The sequence below is a fragment of the Streptomyces narbonensis genome (assembly GCF_014649015.1).
Classification (GTDB): domain Bacteria; phylum Actinomycetota; class Actinomycetes; order Streptomycetales; family Streptomycetaceae; genus Streptomyces; species Streptomyces narbonensis.
Map to the genome: position 1 here is coordinate 96,644 of NZ_BMSF01000002.1, position 16,314 is coordinate 112,957.

The 16,314-nt window shown below is 70.7% G+C and carries 11 protein-coding genes; 8 read left to right on the plus strand and 3 right to left on the minus strand.

Features of this window, described 5'->3' with window-relative positions:
- Window positions 1–104: 104 nt before the first annotated feature.
- The 7 genes from IE124_RS04035 (at window position 105) to IE124_RS04065 (ending at window position 9,941) form a co-directional block, all read left to right on the plus strand.
- On the plus strand, window positions 105–1,316 hold the full coding sequence (locus IE124_RS04035; RefSeq protein ID WP_189504908.1) for an ROK family transcriptional regulator: 1,212 nt from the start codon (window positions 105–107) through the stop codon (window positions 1,314–1,316).
- A 121-nt stretch (window positions 1,317–1,437) separates the two neighbouring features.
- On the plus strand, window positions 1,438–2,502 hold the full coding sequence (locus tag IE124_RS04040; RefSeq protein WP_189504910.1) for a sugar ABC transporter substrate-binding protein: 1,065 nt from the start codon (window positions 1,438–1,440) through the stop codon (window positions 2,500–2,502).
- A gap of 351 nt (window positions 2,503–2,853) precedes the next feature.
- The gene (locus tag IE124_RS04045; protein WP_078626871.1) at window positions 2,854–3,642 is read left to right on the plus strand and encodes an ATP-binding cassette domain-containing protein; all 789 of its coding nucleotides are present in this window, start codon (window positions 2,854–2,856) and stop codon (window positions 3,640–3,642) included.
- A complete protein-coding gene (locus tag IE124_RS04050; protein ID WP_189504912.1) occupies window positions 3,639–4,940 on the plus strand; it encodes a sugar ABC transporter permease in 1,302 nt (433 codons plus the stop codon). Before IE124_RS04045 ends, IE124_RS04050 begins: the two co-directional genes overlap by 4 nt.
- Window positions 4,941–5,195: 255 nt before the next feature.
- Window positions 5,196–7,115, plus strand: a complete 1,920-nt coding sequence (gene dxs / locus IE124_RS04055) for a 1-deoxy-D-xylulose-5-phosphate synthase (protein WP_189504914.1) — start codon at window positions 5,196–5,198, stop codon at window positions 7,113–7,115.
- A 131-nt stretch (window positions 7,116–7,246) separates the two neighbouring features.
- Window positions 7,247–8,761, plus strand: a complete 1,515-nt coding sequence (locus tag IE124_RS04060; protein WP_189504916.1) for an amino acid permease — start codon at window positions 7,247–7,249, stop codon at window positions 8,759–8,761.
- Window positions 8,762–8,858: 97 nt separating this feature from the next.
- Window positions 8,859–9,941: a PLL family lectin gene (locus IE124_RS04065; RefSeq protein WP_189504918.1), complete on the plus strand. Its 1,083-nt coding sequence runs from the start codon at window positions 8,859–8,861 to the stop codon at window positions 9,939–9,941.
- 96 nt (window positions 9,942–10,037) lie between these two features.
- Here the strand turns inward: IE124_RS04065 and IE124_RS04070 are convergent, their stop codons facing one another.
- Both IE124_RS04070 and IE124_RS04075 read right to left on the minus strand, forming a co-directional pair.
- A complete protein-coding gene (locus IE124_RS04070) occupies window positions 10,038–12,176 on the minus strand; it encodes a 3-hydroxyacyl-CoA dehydrogenase NAD-binding domain-containing protein (RefSeq protein ID WP_189504920.1) in 2,139 nt (712 codons plus the stop codon).
- Window positions 12,173–13,387 carry a thiolase family protein gene (locus IE124_RS04075; protein ID WP_055640866.1) on the minus strand — a complete coding sequence of 405 codons (1,215 nt, stop codon included), beginning with the start codon at window positions 13,385–13,387 and terminating at the stop codon, window positions 12,173–12,175. The genes IE124_RS04070 and IE124_RS04075 overlap by 4 nt, the downstream gene beginning before the upstream one ends.
- Before the next feature lie 323 nt (window positions 13,388–13,710).
- Between IE124_RS04075 and IE124_RS04080 the strand changes: the two genes are divergently transcribed.
- Window positions 13,711–14,916, plus strand: coding sequence for an alpha/beta fold hydrolase (locus tag IE124_RS04080; RefSeq protein ID WP_189504922.1), 1,206 nt, complete (start codon window positions 13,711–13,713; stop codon window positions 14,914–14,916).
- Between the two features lie 73 nt (window positions 14,917–14,989).
- Here IE124_RS04080 and IE124_RS04085 read toward each other — a convergent pair whose 3' ends face one another.
- Window positions 14,990–16,273, minus strand: coding sequence for a ribonuclease D (locus tag IE124_RS04085; protein ID WP_189504924.1), 1,284 nt, complete (start codon window positions 16,271–16,273; stop codon window positions 14,990–14,992).
- Window positions 16,274–16,314: the final 41 nt, after the last annotated feature.

Below are 16,314 nucleotides of genomic sequence, written 5' to 3' on the forward strand. Positions count from 1 at the left end.
CCGTGACACCCGACGCCCGCCACTCAAGGTCTTGACGGGGAGCAAGGCGAAAGCGTCCCCTTAGAGTTCACATGTTGGAGAAAACGGTGGGAGTGAGTGAGTCGATGGAGACTCCGGGGTCGCAGACCTCTCTGCACAAGGCCAACCTCGAACGGGTCGTCCGGGCGGTGCGGATGGCCGGATCCCTGACCCAGGCGGAGATCGCCCGGGCGACGGGCCTGTCCGCCGCCACGGTCTCCAACATCGTGCGGGAGCTGAAGGACGGCGGGACGGTCGAGGTCACCCCGACCTCCGCGGGGGGCCGCAGGGCCCGCAGCGTCTCGCTCTCCGGGGACGCCGGCATCGTCATCGGCGTCGACTTCGGCCACACCCACCTGCGGGTCGCCGTCGGCAACCTCGCCCACCAGGTGCTGGCCGAGGAGGCCGAGCCGCTCGACGTGGACGCCTCCGCGGCCGAGGGCTTCGACCGGGCGGAACAGCTGGTCACACGGCTGATCGCGGCCACCGGGATCAGCCGCGACAAGGTCATCGGCGTCGGGCTCGGCGTACCCGGCCCCATCGACGTCTCCTCCGGCCGGCTCGGCTCGACCTCGATCCTCCCGGGCTGGAGCGGCATCAACCCCGCCGAGGAGCTCTCCGGCCGCCTCGGCGTCCCCGTGCACGTCGACAACGACGCCAACCTCGGCGCGCTCGGCGAGCTGGTCTGGGGGAGCGGGCGGGGCGTCAAGGACCTCGCGTACATCAAGGTGGCCAGCGGCGTCGGAGCCGGCCTCGTCATCGACGGGCGGGTCTACCGGGGGCCCGGCGGCACCGCCGGCGAGATCGGGCACATCACCCTCGACGAGTCGGGACCGGTCTGCCGCTGCGGCAACCGCGGCTGCCTGGAGACCTTCACCGCCGCCCGCTACGTCCTGCCGCTCCTCCAGCCCAGTCACGGCCCGGACCTGACCATGGAGCGGGTCGTCCAGCTGGCCCGCGCGGGCGACCCCGGCTGCCGCCGCGTCGTCGCCGACGTCGGCCGGCACATCGGCAGCGGCATCGCCAACCTCTGCAACCTCCTCAACCCCAGCCGGGTCGTGCTCGGCGGCGACCTCGCCGAGGCCGGTGAGCTGGTCCTCGCGCCCATCAGGGACTCCGTCTCGCGGTACGCGATCCCCAGCGCCGCCCGGCAGCTCTCGCTGGCCCAGGGGGCCCTCGGCGGACGCGCGGAGGTGCTCGGCGCCCTCGCCCTCGTCCTGAGCGAGATGGGCGATTCGACCCTGTTGGAGAGCCCCCTGCCGACGGCGGCCCCGGTCTCCACGCCTGCCTTCACTTAGATAACGAAAGGCACCGTTGTCATCTCGTTAAGAATTTACTTCTTGACGACGGTGTTGCGGCCGAGTTGACTTCGGGCATCCTCGGCCGCAACGTCGCGGCCTCGTCAGGGAGGCAACCCCAATGAACAAGGTGACGCGTCGCGCCGTCATAGCCACGGCCGCGGTCTCGATGGCCCTGTCCCTCGCCGCCTGTGGTCAGGCCGGCGGCGGAGACGGTGAAGACAAGGGCAGCTCGACCAAGATCGGTCTGCTCCTTCCCGAGAACAAGACCTCGCGCTACGAGGCCCTGGACAAGCCGCAGTTCGAGAAGGCCGTCAAGGCCGCCTGCTCCGACTGCGAGATCGTGTACAACAACGCCGTCTCCGACGTCGTCAAGCAGAAGCAGCAGTTCGACCAGCTGATCGCCGACGGCGTCAAGGTCATCGCCCTGGACCCGGTCGACTCGGCCAAGGCCGCGGGCTGGGTCAAGGACGCGAAGGCGAAGGGCGTGAAGGTCGTCGCGTACGACCGTGCCGTCCCGGGCGCCGACGCCTACGTCAGCCACGACAACAACAAGGTCGGCGAGCTCCAGGGCCAGGCGCTCCTCGCCGCCCTCGGCTCCAAGGCGGCCGGCGCCAACGTCGTGATGATCAACGGCGACGAGAAGGACCCGAACGCCGCCCTGTTCAAGAAGGGCGCCCACACCGCGCTCGACGGCAAGGTCGGCAAGATCGCCTACGAGGCGTCCGGCGAGTGGGACCCGAAGGTCGCCGGCGAGAAGATGTCCGCCGCGATCTCCTCGGTCGGCAAGGACAAGATCGGCGCCGTCTACTCCGCCAACGACGGCATGGCCGGAGGCATCATCACCTCCCTCGAGAACGCCGGCGTGAAGAACATCCCGGTCGGCGGCCAGGACGCCGAGGTCGCGGGCATCCAGCGCATCGTCGCCGGCTCGCAGACCTTCACGATCTACAAGTCCCCGCTGCAGCTGGCCCCCGAGGCCGCCAAGTTCGCCGTGAACCTGCTGCAGGGCAAGGAGCTCGGCGCGCAGGGCGCGACCGACGGCGTGCCCTCCACGCTCTTCCCGCCGGTCGTGGTCGACAAGACCAACATCCAGACCACGGTGATCGCGGACGGCATCTACAAGGCCGCGGACGTCTGCACCGCGGACCTCGCCGCCAAGTGCACCGAGCTGGGCATCAAGTAACCCCCCGGGCCTCCTCCCGGGCCCGACCGGGCCCGCGAGGGCCCGAATCCCCGGCGACGGACCCCCGTGACCCCGTGGTCCCGGGACCCCCGGTCCCGTGATCCGCGTACGACGCCCCCTCCCCGCCTCCCCGCCCGTGCGACCGGCCTCCCGGCCGGGCGCCACGTGCAAGAGGTGAAGGACCGCGCGGCGCAGACGCACCACGAAGGGGCTCCGTCCCCACCCACCCGTCCGGTTCCCGGCCGACCCAGACCCCGCTGTCGGTCCGGGAGCCGGACGTGCAAGCCCCCCTCAGATCTCGGCGCCGCCCGGCGGCGCGCCTTGCCCGCCGCCGCACCGGTGGCGAAGGAGTTGGTTCACGTGTCCCAGACGCCCGTGTTGGCGTTGCGCGGGATCTTCAAGCGGTTCGGAGCGGTTCAGGTCCTCTCCGGTGTCGATCTCGAAGTCCACGCAGGAGAGGTCGTCGCGCTCGTCGGCGACAACGGAGCGGGCAAGTCCACGCTCGTCAAGACGATCGCGGGCGTGCACCCCATCGACGAGGGCGTCATCGAGTGGGAGGGCGAGCCGGTGGAGATCAACCGCCCGCACGACTCCCAGAACCTCGGTGTCGCGACCGTCTACCAGGACCTCGCCCTCTGCGACAACCTCGACGTCGTCGCCAATCTGTTCCTCGGACGCGAGATCAAGAAGGGCGGCGTCCTCGACGAGGTCGCCATGGAGAAGCGGGCGAAGGACCTCCTGTCGACCCTCTCCATCCGCATCCCCAGCGTCCGCATCCCCGTCGCCGCCCTCTCCGGCGGCCAGCGGCAGGTCGTCGCCATCGCGCGCGCCCTCGTCGGCAACCCCAAGATCGTGATCCTGGACGAGCCGACCGCCGCCCTCGGCGTCGAGCAGACCGCGCAGGTCCTCGACCTGGTCGAGCGGCTGCGCGAGCAGGGCCTCGGCGTCATCCTCATCAGCCACAACATGGCGGACGTCAAGGCCGTGGCCGACACCGTCGCCGTGCTGCGCCTGGGCCGCAACAACGGCACCTTCCCGGTCGCCACCACCACGCACGAAGAGATCATCGCCGCGATCACGGGAGCCACGGACAACGCCGTGACCCGCCGTCAGGCCCGCAACGCGGAGGTAGCGAAGTGAGCACGACCCCTCCCACCGCGAGCGACGAGACGGCCGTCCCCGAGCCTCGTGCGGGCCAGGACGCCCCCGCCGCCGGCGCGATCCCCGCCGTCGACCCCCGCCTCCTCGTCCGCCAGCAGGGCCTGAAGGGCTACGTCGAGGAGTTCAAGCGCAAGATCCGCTCCGGCGAGATCGGCTCGCTGCCCGTCGTGGTCGGCCTGATCGTCATCGGCATCGTCTTCCAGGCGCTGACCGGCAACTTCATCACCTCGTACAACCTCGACCAGATCACGCTGTACGCGGTCGGCCCCGGCATCATGGCCGTCGGCATCGTCTTCGTCCTGCTGCTCGGCGAGATCGACCTCGCCGTCGGCTCCGTGGCGGGTCTGGCCGGCGCGGTCTGGGGCGTCCTCGGCACCGACATGCCCGACGGCCTCGCGATCGTCCTCGGCATCCTCTCCGGCACCCTGATCGGCGCCTTCCACGGTCTGGTCTTCGCCAAGATCGGCGTGCCCGCCTTCGTCGTCACCCTCGCCGGCTTCCTCGGCTGGGCCGGTCTGCAGACCTGGGTGATGGGCGACCGCTCCACCATCCCCACCCCGATCGGCAGCTTCGTCGGCGACCTCACGAAGTACTACTTCTCCGACGTCGCCGCCGCCTACGGCCTCGCCGTGGCCGTCGTCGCCGCCTTCTACCTCGCCCAGCTGCGGGACTCCCGCCGCCGCAAGGCCGCCGAGCTGCCGCACCGCCCGCAGAGCGAGATCATCCTGCGCACCGCCGTCCTGGCGGTCCTGGTCCTCGTCGCCGCGTACGGCTTCAACCAGGAGCAGGGCCTCCCGCTCTCCCTGGTGATCTTCCTGCTGATCCTGCTCGTCACCGACTTCGTGCTCCGCCGCACCACGTACGGCCGTCAGGTCTTCGCGGTCGGCGGCGGCATCGAGGCAGCCCGCCGCGCCGGCATCAACGTCTCCTGGATCCGGATCTCGGTCTTCATGATCTCCGGCACCATGGGCGCGATCGGCGGCCTCTTCCTGGCCTCCGCCACCGGCGGCGCCGACCGCTCCCTGGGCGGCGGCAACCAGCTGATGATGTGCATCGCCGCGGCGGTCATCGGCGGCACGTCCCTCTTCGGCGGACGCGGCAAGGTCTGGTCGGCGCTCCTGGGCATCCTGGTCATCCAGTCCATCGTCCAGGGCCTCAACCAGATGAACCTGTCCTCGAACGCGATCCAGTACATGATCACCGGAGCGGTCCTGCTCATCGCCGTGATCATCGACTCGGTCTCCCGCAAGACGCAGAAGTCGGCCGGCCGCGCCTAGGGACCCCGTCCCGCGCGCGTAACGCTCGCCACACCGCCCGGCGCCGTGAAACCGGCGCCGGGCACTGCTGCGTCCGGAGCAGTGCACGACGGCGTACGAGAGCGGTGCGCGCGGGCGCACAGAGCCGTACAGATCAGCGGCATGTCGGCCATGAGGGTGACGCCTCACCCCCCGGCCCGATGCCCACGATCCAAGACGGAACATTAGACTCGACAAATCGGCATGCTCGACCAGCTCAAACGCAAGGAGGCACGGGTGGCTCTGCTGACCCGTATCAGGGGACCGAGAGATCTTGACCGGCTCTCCCCGGAACAGCTGGACCAGCTGGCCGACGAGATCAGGACGTTCCTCGTGGACGCCGTCTCCAAGACCGGCGGGCACCTCGGCCCCAACCTCGGCGTGGTCGAGCTGACCATCGCCCTGCACCGCGTGTTCGACTCCCCGAAGGACAAGGTCCTCTGGGACACCGGACACCAGAGCTACGTCCACAAGCTGCTCACGGGCCGCCAGGACTTCTCCAAGCTCAAGATGAAGGGCGGCCTCTCCGGCTACCCCTCACAGGCGGAGTCCGAGCACGACGTGATCGAGAACTCGCACGCCTCGACGGTCCTCGGCTGGGCCGACGGACTCGCCAAGGCCAACGAGGTCCTGAAGAAGGACGACCACGTCGTCGCCGTCATCGGCGACGGAGCCCTCACGGGCGGCATGGCCTGGGAGGCGCTGAACAACATCGCCGCCGCCAAGGACCGCCCGCTCGTCATCGTCGTCAACGACAACGAGCGCTCCTACGCGCCCACGATCGGCGGCCTCGCCAACCACCTGGCGACCCTGCGCACCACCGACGGCTACGAGCGCTTCCTCGCCCGCGGCAAGGACATCCTGGAGCGCACCCCCGTCGTCGGGAAGCCGCTCTACGAGACCCTGCACGGCGCCAAGAAGGGCCTCAAGGACTTCATCGCCCCGCAGGGCATGTTCGAGGACCTCGGCCTCAAGTACGTCGGCCCCATCGACGGCCACGACATCGAGGCCCTGGAGTCCGCGCTGACCCGCGCCAAGCGCTTCGGCGGCCCGGTCATCGTCCACTGCCTCACCGAGAAGGGCCGCGGCTACCAGCCGGCCCTCCAGGACGAGGCCGACCGCTTCCACGCCGTCGGCAAGATCCACCCCGACACCGGCCTGCCCATCGCCTCCTCCGGCGCCGACTGGACCGGCGTCTTCGCCGAGGAGATGGTCGCGCTCGGCAAGGAGCGCGAGGACGTCGTCGCCATCACGGCGGCCATGCTCCAGCCCGTCGGCCTCGACAAGTTCGCCAAGGCGTTCCCCGAGCGGGTCTTCGACGTCGGCATCGCCGAGCAGCACGCCGCGGTCTCCGCGGCCGGCCTCGCCACCGGCGGCCTCCACCCGGTCTTCGCCGTCTACGCGACCTTCCTCAACCGCGCCTTCGACCAGGTCCTGATGGACGTGGCCCTGCACAAGTGCGGCGTCACCTTCGTCCTGGACCGGGCCGGTGTCACCGGCACCGACGGCGCCTCCCACAACGGCATGTGGGACATGTCGATCCTCCAGGTCGTGCCCGGTCTGCGGCTCGCCGCGCCGCGCGATGCCGACCAGGTCCGTGCCCAGCTCCGCGAGGCCGTCGAGATCACCGACGCCCCGACCGTGGTCCGCTTCTCGAAGGGCGCCGTCGGCCCCGCCGTACCGGCCCTGCGCCGCGTCGGCGGCATGGACGTGCTCCGTGAGCCCGGCTCGGACAGGCCCGACGTCCTCCTGGTCTCCGTGGGCGCCCTGGCGCCCATGTGCCTGGAGATCGCCGATCTGCTCGACCGTCAGGGCATCTCCACCACCGTCGTCGACCCCCGTTGGGTCAAGCCGGTCGACGAGGCCCTCGCCCCGCTCGCCGAGCAGCACCGGGTCGTCGTCACCGTCGAGGACAACAGCCGCGTCGGCGGCGTCGGCTCGGCCGTCGCCCAGGCGCTGCGCGACGCCGGCGTGGACGTGCCGCTGCGTGACTTCGGCATCCCGCCGCGCTTCCTCGACCACGCCTCGCGCGCCGAGGTCATGGCCGAGATCGGGCTGACCGCCCCGGACATCGCCCGTCAGGTCACCGGTCTGGTCTCACGTCTGGACGGTCGTTTCGAGTCCAGCGCGCAGGCCGTGGAGCCCGCGCGCGACTGACGGACCACCCTCACCCGGCGTCACCATTGGGCCGGTCGGCTCACTCTTCGGAGTGCCGACCGGCCCTTTCGCGTGCATTCTGACCACAGGGCGGGCAGCCCCATGGCAGGGAGCAGCAGGGAGGTACGACCGTGAGTACGGACCAACAGCCGCGCGCGAACTCCGGAGTGTTCCGGACCAAGTCGGTCGAGCAGTCGATCCGGGACACCGAGGAACCGGAGCACGCGCTCAAAAAGTCCCTGTCCGCCTGGGACCTGACCGTCTTCGGTGTCGGCGTCATCATCGGCACCGGCATCTTCGTCCTCACGGGCAAGGTCGCCAAGGAGAACGCGGGACCGGCCACGGCCCTCGCCTTCGTCGCGGCCGGCATCGTCTGCGCCCTCGCCGCCCTGTGCTACGCCGAGTTCGCCTCGACGGTGCCGGTGGCGGGATCGGCGTACACCTTCGCGTACGCCTCGATCGGCGAGCTGCCGGCCTGGATCATCGGCTGGGACCTCGTCCTGGAGTTCGCCCTCGGTACGGCGGTGGTGGCGGTCGGCTGGTCCGGCTACGTCCGCTCGCTGATGGACAACGTCGACTGGCATCTACCGAACGCGCTGGAAGGCCCGGACGTGGCGGGCGGCACCTTCGACATCCTGGCCTTCCTGCTGGTCCTGGTGCTGACCGTCGTCCTCGTCCTGGGCATGAAGCTCTCCGCCCGGATCACCGCGGTCGTCGTGGCCATCAAGGTGACCGTGGTGATGATCGTGATCGTCGCCGGCCTGTTCTTCATCGTCGGCGACAACTACGACCCGTTCATCCCGCCGGCCGTCACCCCGGAGGGCGGCGGCTCCAACTGGGACGCCCCGCTCGTCCAGCTCCTCTTCGGCTACGAGCCGACCAACTTCGGCGTGATGGGCATCTTCACCGCCGCCTCGGTCGTCTTCTTCGCCTTCATCGGCTTCGACGTGGTCGCCACGGCCGCCGAGGAGACCAAGCTGCCGCAGCGGGACATGCCCCGCGGCATCCTCGGCTCCCTCTTCATCTGCACCGTGCTGTACGTGGCGGTGGCCCTCGTCGTCACCGGCATGCAGCACTACACGGAGCTGTCCGTGAGCGCCCCGCTCGCCGACGCCTTCAAGGCCGCCGGGCATCCGTTCTACGCGGGCGTGATCAGCTTCGGCGCCGCCGTCGGTCTCACCACGGTCTGTCTGATCCTGCTCCTGGGACAGACCCGCGTGTTCTTCGCGATGAGTCGCGACGGCCTGCTGCCGCGCTTCTTCTCCGTCACGCACCCGCGGTTCAAGACCCCGTACCGCCCGACGATCCTGCTCGGTGTGATCATCGCCATCGTCGCCGGCTTCACCAGCATCAACGAACTCGCGACCCTGGTGAACATCGGCACGCTCTTCGCCTTCGTCATGGTGGCCGTCGGCGTCATGGTGCTCCGCAGGACGCGCCCCGACCTGCACCGCGCCTTCCGCACCCCCTGGGTGCCGGTGCTGCCGTGCCTCTCCATCGCGGCTTCGTTGTGGCTGATGCTCAACCTGCCGGGCGAGACCTGGTTCCGCTTCGCCGTGTGGATGGTGATCGGCATCGTCGTGTACTTCCTGTACGGGCGCGGGCACAGCCGGTTGGGCCGGGAGGGCCGGGAGGCCACGTACTGAGCGGGCGGGGTACCGGGCCGACGGAGGGGTTCGGGCGGGCGACTACAGTCGGTTCGTACCCGAACTCCTCCCGACGACCGGAGCGCTGGATCCCCCCATGGCGAATCGATCCCAGGCCCCCACAGCCTCTGCCCACGGTTCCACTTCCTCTCCTCTCCTCCAGGGCAACTGGCTGACCAGAGGGGAGGAGGGCCGGTTCAGCGTCTACCTGCCCCGGGACGGTGAGGTGGTGCGCTGGACCGAGGAACCGGGCGGTGGCTGGAGCGGTCCGGTCTCGCTCGGTGGCGACGGCCTGACGCCCTTCCTGGCGGTCGGCCAGGGCGCCGACCGCTACGTCCACCTGGTCGGCCTGCGGCCCACGGCCGGGGACGAGGGACACGTCGAGCTGGTGCACAGCGTCCAGTTCCAGACGGGCCGTCCGGCCGTGGCCTGGCGCTCCATCGGACACTCGAACGGCAAGGGGCCGTGGACGGGCAACCCGGCCGTCGCGGTGGACGCCCAGGGGCGCGCGTACGCCTTCGTGCGGAACGGCGGCGGCGGGCTGAGCGTCCGGGCGCAGAAGGACGCCGGCGGCTGGCACCCGTGGTGGGACCTGCACGGCTCGGGCACCGACCCGTCCCCCGTCGCGGCGGTCAACGGCCAGGGGCGCGTCGAGCTCCTCACGGCCACCGCGAAGGGCCTGCTCCGCTACGTCCAGGAGGAGCCGGGCGCCAAGCCCGTGCGCCAGGACCTGCTGCCCGCGGAAGTCACCCTCGGCACGCTCGCTGCGGTGACCGGCCCGTCGGGTCACGTGACGCTCTACTACTGCGACCAGGACGGCGGGGTCCGCGCCTGGTCCCCGGGCCGCGGCCTGGCCCCGACACGCCTCGCCGACGCGGTCGGTACGGGACGGCTCGCCGCGACCCGCTGTCTGATCGACGGTTTCGACTGCACGGTCCTCGCACAGCAGTCGGCGGACGGCCGCCTCGCCCTCGCCGCCTACCCGAGCGAGCAGGAGGAGTCGGGCGCCCGCTGGTCGGAGACCGGTGAGGCACGCGGACAGCTGACCACGGTCCTCACCCGGAGCCTCGACGGCCGCCTGGTCGCCATGGCCCTGGCCGGTGCGGGCGGGCTGGTCACCACGCGTCAGAAGGCGGCGGCGGACGGCCTCCTCCTGGAGAGCTGGCGCCCCGTCGGCTGAGCCCACCCGCCCCGCGGGGCGCACGCGAAACGGCCCCGGCACCTTTCTTCAGGTGCCGGGGCCGTTCACGTACTCCCTAGGGAGTGCGCTCCGGTGTTACGCCGGGACGCTCGCCACGCCCTGCGCCAGGAAACGCTTGCCGTTGACGCGCTCGGAGACGCCCTCGCGGTCCAGGTACGGCGTGATGCCGCCCAGGTGGAAGGGCCAGCCGGCGCCCGTGATCAGGCAGAGGTCGATGTCCTGCGCCTCGGCGACGACACCCTCCTCCAGCATCAGGCCGATCTCCTGCGCCACCGCGTCGAGGACGCGGTCGCGGACCTGCTGCTCGGTCAGGACGGAGTCGCCCTGGACGAGAAGCGCGGCGACCTCGGGGTCGAGCTCGGGCTTGAAGCCGTTCTCCGGCTTGTAGACGTAGAAGCCGCGCTTGCCGGCCTCGACGACGGCCTTCAGGTTGGGGGAGACGATGAAGCGCTCCGGGAAGGCGCGGTTCAGGGTCTCGGAGACGTGCAGACCGATCGCCGGCCCGACGAGCTCCAGGAGGACCAGGGGGGACATCGGCAGGCCGAGCGGCTCGATCGCCTTCTCGGCGGTCTCGACCGACGTGCCCTCGTCGATGACGTTCTGGATCTCGCCCATGAAGCGGGTGAGGATGCGGTTCACGACGAACGCCGGGGCGTCCTTCGTCAGGACCGCGGTCTTCTTCAGCTTCTTCGCGACACCGAACGCGGTGGCCAGCGAGGCGTCGTCCGTCTGCTCGCCGCGGACGATCTCCAGGAGCGGGAGGATCGCGACCGGGTTGAAGAAGTGGAAGCCGACCACGCGCTCGGGGTGCTGGAGCTTCGACGCCATCTCGGAGACCGACAGCGAGGAGGTGTTGGTGGCGAGGATCGCGTGCGCCGGGGCGACCGCCTCGACCTCCGCGAACACCTTCTGCTTGACGGACATCTCCTCGAACACGGCCTCGATGATGAAGTCCGCGTCCGCGAAGCCCTCGGCCTTGTCCAGGACACCGGAGACCAGGCCCTTGAGACGGTTGGCCTTGTCCTGGTTGATGCGGCCCTTGCCGAGCAGCTTCTCGATCTCGGCGTGGACGTAGCCCACACCCTTGTCGACGCGCTCCTGGTCGATGTCGGTCAGGACGACCGGCACCTCGAGGCGGCGCAGGAAGAGCAGGGCGAGCTGGGAGGCCATCAGGCCGGCACCGACGACACCGACCTTGGTGACCGCGCGGGCCAGCGACTTGTCCGGGGCGCCGGCGGGGCGCTTGCCGCGCTTCTGCACCAGGTTGAAGGCGTAGATGCCGGAGCGGAGCTCGCCGCCCATGATCAGGTCCGCGAGGGCCTGGTCCTCGGCGTCGAAGCCCTTCTGCAGGTCCCCGTCCTTGGCGGCCTCGATGATGTCGAGGGCGCGGTAGGCGGCCGGGGCGGCGCCGTGCACCTTGGAGTCGGCGATGGCGCGGCCCTTGGCGACGGCCTGGTCCCAGCCCTCGCCGCGGTCGATCTCGGGGCGCTCGACGGCCACGGAGCCGTTCAGGACGGAGGCCGTCCAGATCAGCGACTGCTCCAGGAAGTCGGCGCCCTCGAACAGTGCGTCGGCGATGCCGAGCTCGAAGACCTGCTTGCCCTTGAGCTGGCGGTTCTGGTTCAGCGAGTTCTCGATGATGACCGAGACGGCCTTCTCGGCGCCGATGAGGTTCGGCAGGATCGCGCAGCCGCCCCAGCCGGGCACCAGGCCGAGGAAGACCTCGGGCAGCGAGAAGGCCGGCAGGGCCTTCGACACGGTGCGGTAGGTGCAGTGCAGACCGACCTCGACGCCGCCGCCCATGGCAGCGCCGTTGTAGTACGCGAAGGTCGGCACGGCGAGCGCGGACAGACGCTTGAAGACGTCGTGGCCGCCCTTGCCGATGGCGAGGGCCTCGTCGTGCTGCTTGAGCAGCTCGACGCCCTTGAGGTCGGCGCCGACGGCGAAGATGAACGGCTTCCCGGTGATACCGGCGCCGACGATCTCACCGTTCGCGGCCTCGGCCTCGACCTGGTCGATCGCCGTGTTCAGGTTGGCCAGCGACTGCGGGCCGAAGGTGGTCGGCTTGGTGTGGTCGAAGCCGTTGTCCAGCGTGATCAGTGCGAACCGACCCGCACCGGCGGGCAGTTCGAAGTGCCGTACGTGGGCGCTCGTGACGACCTCGTCGGGGAAGAGCGCGGCGGCGCCCTTCAGAAGCTCGGCGGTGGTGCTCACTTGCCCTCCCAGTGGGGGTTTTCCCAGATGACCGTCGCGCCCATGCCGAAGCCGACGCACATGGTGTTGAGGCCGTAGCGGACCTGCGGGTTCTCCTCGAACTGGCGGGCCAGCTGCGTCATCAGACGGACGCCGGAGGAGGCGAGCGGGTGGCCGTACGCGATGGCGCCGCCGTACTGGTTGACGCGGGCGTCGTCGTCGGCGATGCCGTAGTGCTCCAGGAACGCGAGGACCTGGACCGCGAAGGCCTCGTTGATCTCGAAGAGGTCGATGTCCTCGATCGACAGACCGGCCTTGGCGAGGGCCTTCTCCGTCGCGGGGATCGGGCCGTAGCCCATGACCTCGGGCTCGACGCCGGCGAAGGCGTACGAGACGAGGCGCATCTTCACCGGGAGGTCGTTCTCGCGGGCGAAGTCCTCGGAGGCGATGATCGAGGCGGTGGCGCCGTCGTTGAGACCGGCCGCGTTGCCCGCGGTGACGTTGCCGTGGACGCGGAACGGCGTCTTCAGGTTGGCCAGCGACTCCAGGGTGGTGCCCGGGCGCATCGGCTCGTCGGCGGTGACCAGGCCCCAGCCGGTCTCGCCGGCCTCGGCGTTGGTGCGGCGCACCGAGATCGGCACGAGGTCCGCCTGGATCTTGCCGTCGGCGTACGCCTTGGCGGCCTTCTCCTGCGAGCGCACGGCGTACTCGTCGGCGCGGCGCTTGGTGATGCTCGGGTAGCGGTCGTGCAGGTTCTCGGCGGTCATGCCCATGAACAGGGCGGACTCGTCGACCAGCTTCTCGCTGACGAACCGCGGGTTCGGGTCGACGCCCTCGCCCATGGGGTGACGGCCCATGTGCTCGACACCACCGGCGATGACGGCGTCGTACGCGCCGAAGGCGATGGAACCGGCGACGCTCGTGACGGCGGTGAGGGCACCGGCGCACATGCGGTCGATCGAGTAGCCGGGCACGGACTGCGGCAGGCCGGCGAGGATGCCCGCCGTGCGACCGAGGGTCAGGCCCTGGTCACCGATCTGCGTGGTCGCGGCGATGGCGACCTCGTCGATCTTCGCGGGGTCGAGGCCGGGGTTGCGGCGCAGCAGCTCCCGGATGGCCTTGACGACGAGGTCGTCGGCGCGGGTCTCGTGGTAGATGCCCTTCGGGCCCGCCTTGCCGAACGGGGTGCGGACGCCGTCGACGAAGACGACGTCCCTGACGCTACGAGGCACGATGGCTCTCCTCCAGGGTGCGGGATGGCACTGCTGCTGCGACGCACACCTAAGCGTGCGCTTGCTTCCCCCCATGCTACTTGCGGGTAACCAGGCTGCCCAGCCCCTGGGGCCCAAGCGGCGAAGGTCACACTGCACGAGCGTGCTCGAACGACCGCGCGCCCCGGGCGCACGCCCGTCCGATCGGCGCGCTCGCGCTACCCGATCGGGTCGGCTGCCCGCCAGACCCGGTCATGTCGACCCCCTCCGGCGACCGTCCGGGCGGAACCTGGCCCCGCCCGGGGCGCCCGTCCCGGGCCCGGTCCCAGCGAAACGGAGCACCCATGGCGGCCACGGTCACCCAGGCGGCACCCAGCATCACCGATCTCTACGTGGATCACATCTCGACGATTCCGGCGAACGCCGGCGACAAGGTCAAGCTCTTCGTCCGGGAGCACAAGGCACACTCCCACGGCGGCGGCCCGCGTCGGCCCGTCCTGATGCTGCACGGCCGCAGCGTCGCGGGCGTGGCGGTCTTCGACCTTCCGTACAAGGAGTACAGCTGGGCCGCGAAGCTGGCGAAGGCCGGCCACGACGTGTACGTGATGGAGCTGCAGGGCTCCGGCTTGTCCACCCGGCCGAGGATGGACGACCACCGCAACGTCAGCCCGGCCCCGTCCCAGCGCGGACTCCTCGTCCCGAACCCGAACGCCGCGATCTACACCGGCCCGGTGGAGTACGGGAGCCAGCTGAACAACTCGCAGAGCGACTGGGACGAGGTCGACGCCGTCGTCGACTTCGTCCTCGACCGCGCCGGCGTCACGAAGCTGGACCTCGTCGGCTATTCCGCGGGGTCCCAGCAGCTTGGGCCCTATGCCATCAAGCACCACGGCAAGGTGCGCAGCCTCTTCCTGGTGGCGCCGATCTTCCCGCCGAACGGCAGGAAGAGCAAGGACGGGACCGATTTCGACGCCCCGCAGCCCATGCCGGTGTCCGCTCCCGAGGGGGCCTTCGACTTTCCGATGACGGTGGGCACCAAGGGCGGCCTCGAAAACTCCTGGCAGAGGGACCTGAAGTGTCCCGACCAGCGCGAGCCCGCCATGGTCGACGAGGCGTGGAAGGCGATGATGGCGGCCGACCCCATCGGCGCCACCTGGGGCGGCAAGGTGCCCGGTTCCCCGGAGGGGCTGAACCGGATCCGGAACTCCTTCTGGTGGGGCTGGAACTCCACCACCGTGGCGCTGCACAAGGTCCTCGGCGACAAGGTGCCCGTGTGCATCGTGTACGGGGAGCACGACTCGATCGTCAACACCTCGCCGGACCTCGGACTGACGTACTTCTCGACGCCCGAGCTCTACCGGAAGATGCCCGGGAAGAAGAAGCTGATGTTCCGGATCTCCTGCGCGGGCCACCAGGTGCTCTGGGAGCACCAGGCCGAGCTGGTGCACAGCATGTCCGAGGATTGGCTGAAGAACAACAAGGTCGAGGGCGCGACCAGGGGAAGCTACGACCGGGACGCGGACGGGGCCCTCACCCTGCTGGAGGAGTGAGGACCCCGTCATGGGACCCGGTCGTGAGGACCCGCTCGTGAGGCTCCGTCGTACGGGCCTCCGGGCCGCCGGCTCAGGCCTCCGCGGCCAGGGCCTCGACGAGCAGCGGGGTCACGAGCCCGACCTGCCAGGGGCGCGCGCCGTGGCCCGCCAGGGCGGCGGCCACGGCGTCCGCGTCGGCCGGCGTCGGCGGTTCCCAGCAGACGCGGCGGACCGTGTCCGGGGTGATCAGGTTCTCCTGGGGGAGGTTCAGCTCCTCCGCGAGCGCCGAGACCGCGGTGCGGGCCGCCGCGAGACGGGCCGCCGCGACCGGGTCCTTGTCCGCCCAGGCGCGCGGCGGGGGCGGGCCCGCGACCTGCGTGCCCGGCTGGGGGAGCTCGCTCTCGGGCAGGGCCCTGGCCCGGTCCACCGCGGCCTGCCACTGCTCCAGCTGCCGCCGACCCATCCGGTTGCCGAAACCGGGCAGGGCGGTGAGCGCGGCCACGTTCACCGGCACCGCGAGCGCCGCCTCGACGATCGCCGCGTCGCTCAGCACCTTGCCGGGGGAGACGTCCCGCCGCTGGGCGACCTTGTCACGGGCCGTCCACAGCTCCCGTACGACCGCCATCTGGCGGCGGCGGCGCACCTTGTGCATGCCGGAGGTGCGGCGCCACGGGTCCTTGCGCGGGGGGGCGGGCGGGGCGGAGGCGATCGCGTCGAACTCCTGGTGCGCCCACTCCAGCTTCCCCTGCCGGTCGAGCTCCTTCTCCAGCGCGTCGCGCAGGTCGACGAGGAGCTCGACGTCCAGCGCCGCGTACCGGAGCCAGGGCTCGGGAAGCGGGCGGGTGGACCAGTCGACGGCGGAGTGGCCCTTCTCCAGGGCGTAGCCGAGGACGGACTCGACCATCGCGCCGAGGCCGACACGCGGGAAGCCCGCGAGCCGTCCGGCCAGCTCGGTGTCGAAGAGCGAGGTGGGGAGCATGCCTATGTCGCGCAGGCACGGAAGGTCCTGGGTCGCGGCGTGCAGGATCCACTCGGTTCCGGCGAGCGCCTCGCCGAGCCCCGAGAGGTCGGGGCAGCCCACGGGGTCGATGAGCGCGGTGCCCGCGCCCTCGCGGCGGAGCTGCACGAGATAGGCGCGCTGCCCGTAGCGGTAGCCGGAGGCGCGCTCGGCGTCGACGGCCACCGGGCCGCTCCCGGCGGCGAAGGCGGCGATCACCTCGGCGAGGGCGTCCTCCGTCTCGACGACGGGCGGGATCCCCTCGCGGGGCTCCAGCAACGGGATCGGAAGCCCATTCGCAGGGACATCGTCGTCCGGGGGGCCGCCCCCGGTGGTGCGCAGTGCTGTGTCTGCTGCGGTCTCTTGGGCGTCGGTCACCTGTCAAGGGTATCGGTGAACGGCAAGCGCCTGTCGACGGA

Excerpts from the sequence above, each read along its gene's own strand:
- IE124_RS04035 (WP_189504908.1), top strand. The coding sequence starts at position 105 with ATGGAGACTCCGGGGTCGCAGACCTCTCTGCACAAGGCCAACCTCGAA.
- IE124_RS04040 (WP_189504910.1), top strand. The coding sequence starts at position 1,438 with ATGAACAAGGTGACGCGTCGCGCCGTCATAGCCACGGCCGCGGTCTCG.
- IE124_RS04065 (WP_189504918.1), top strand. The coding sequence starts at position 8,859 with ATGGCGAATCGATCCCAGGCCCCCACAGCCTCTGCCCACGGTTCCACT.
- IE124_RS04080 (WP_189504922.1), top strand. The coding sequence starts at position 13,711 with ATGGCGGCCACGGTCACCCAGGCGGCACCCAGCATCACCGATCTCTAC.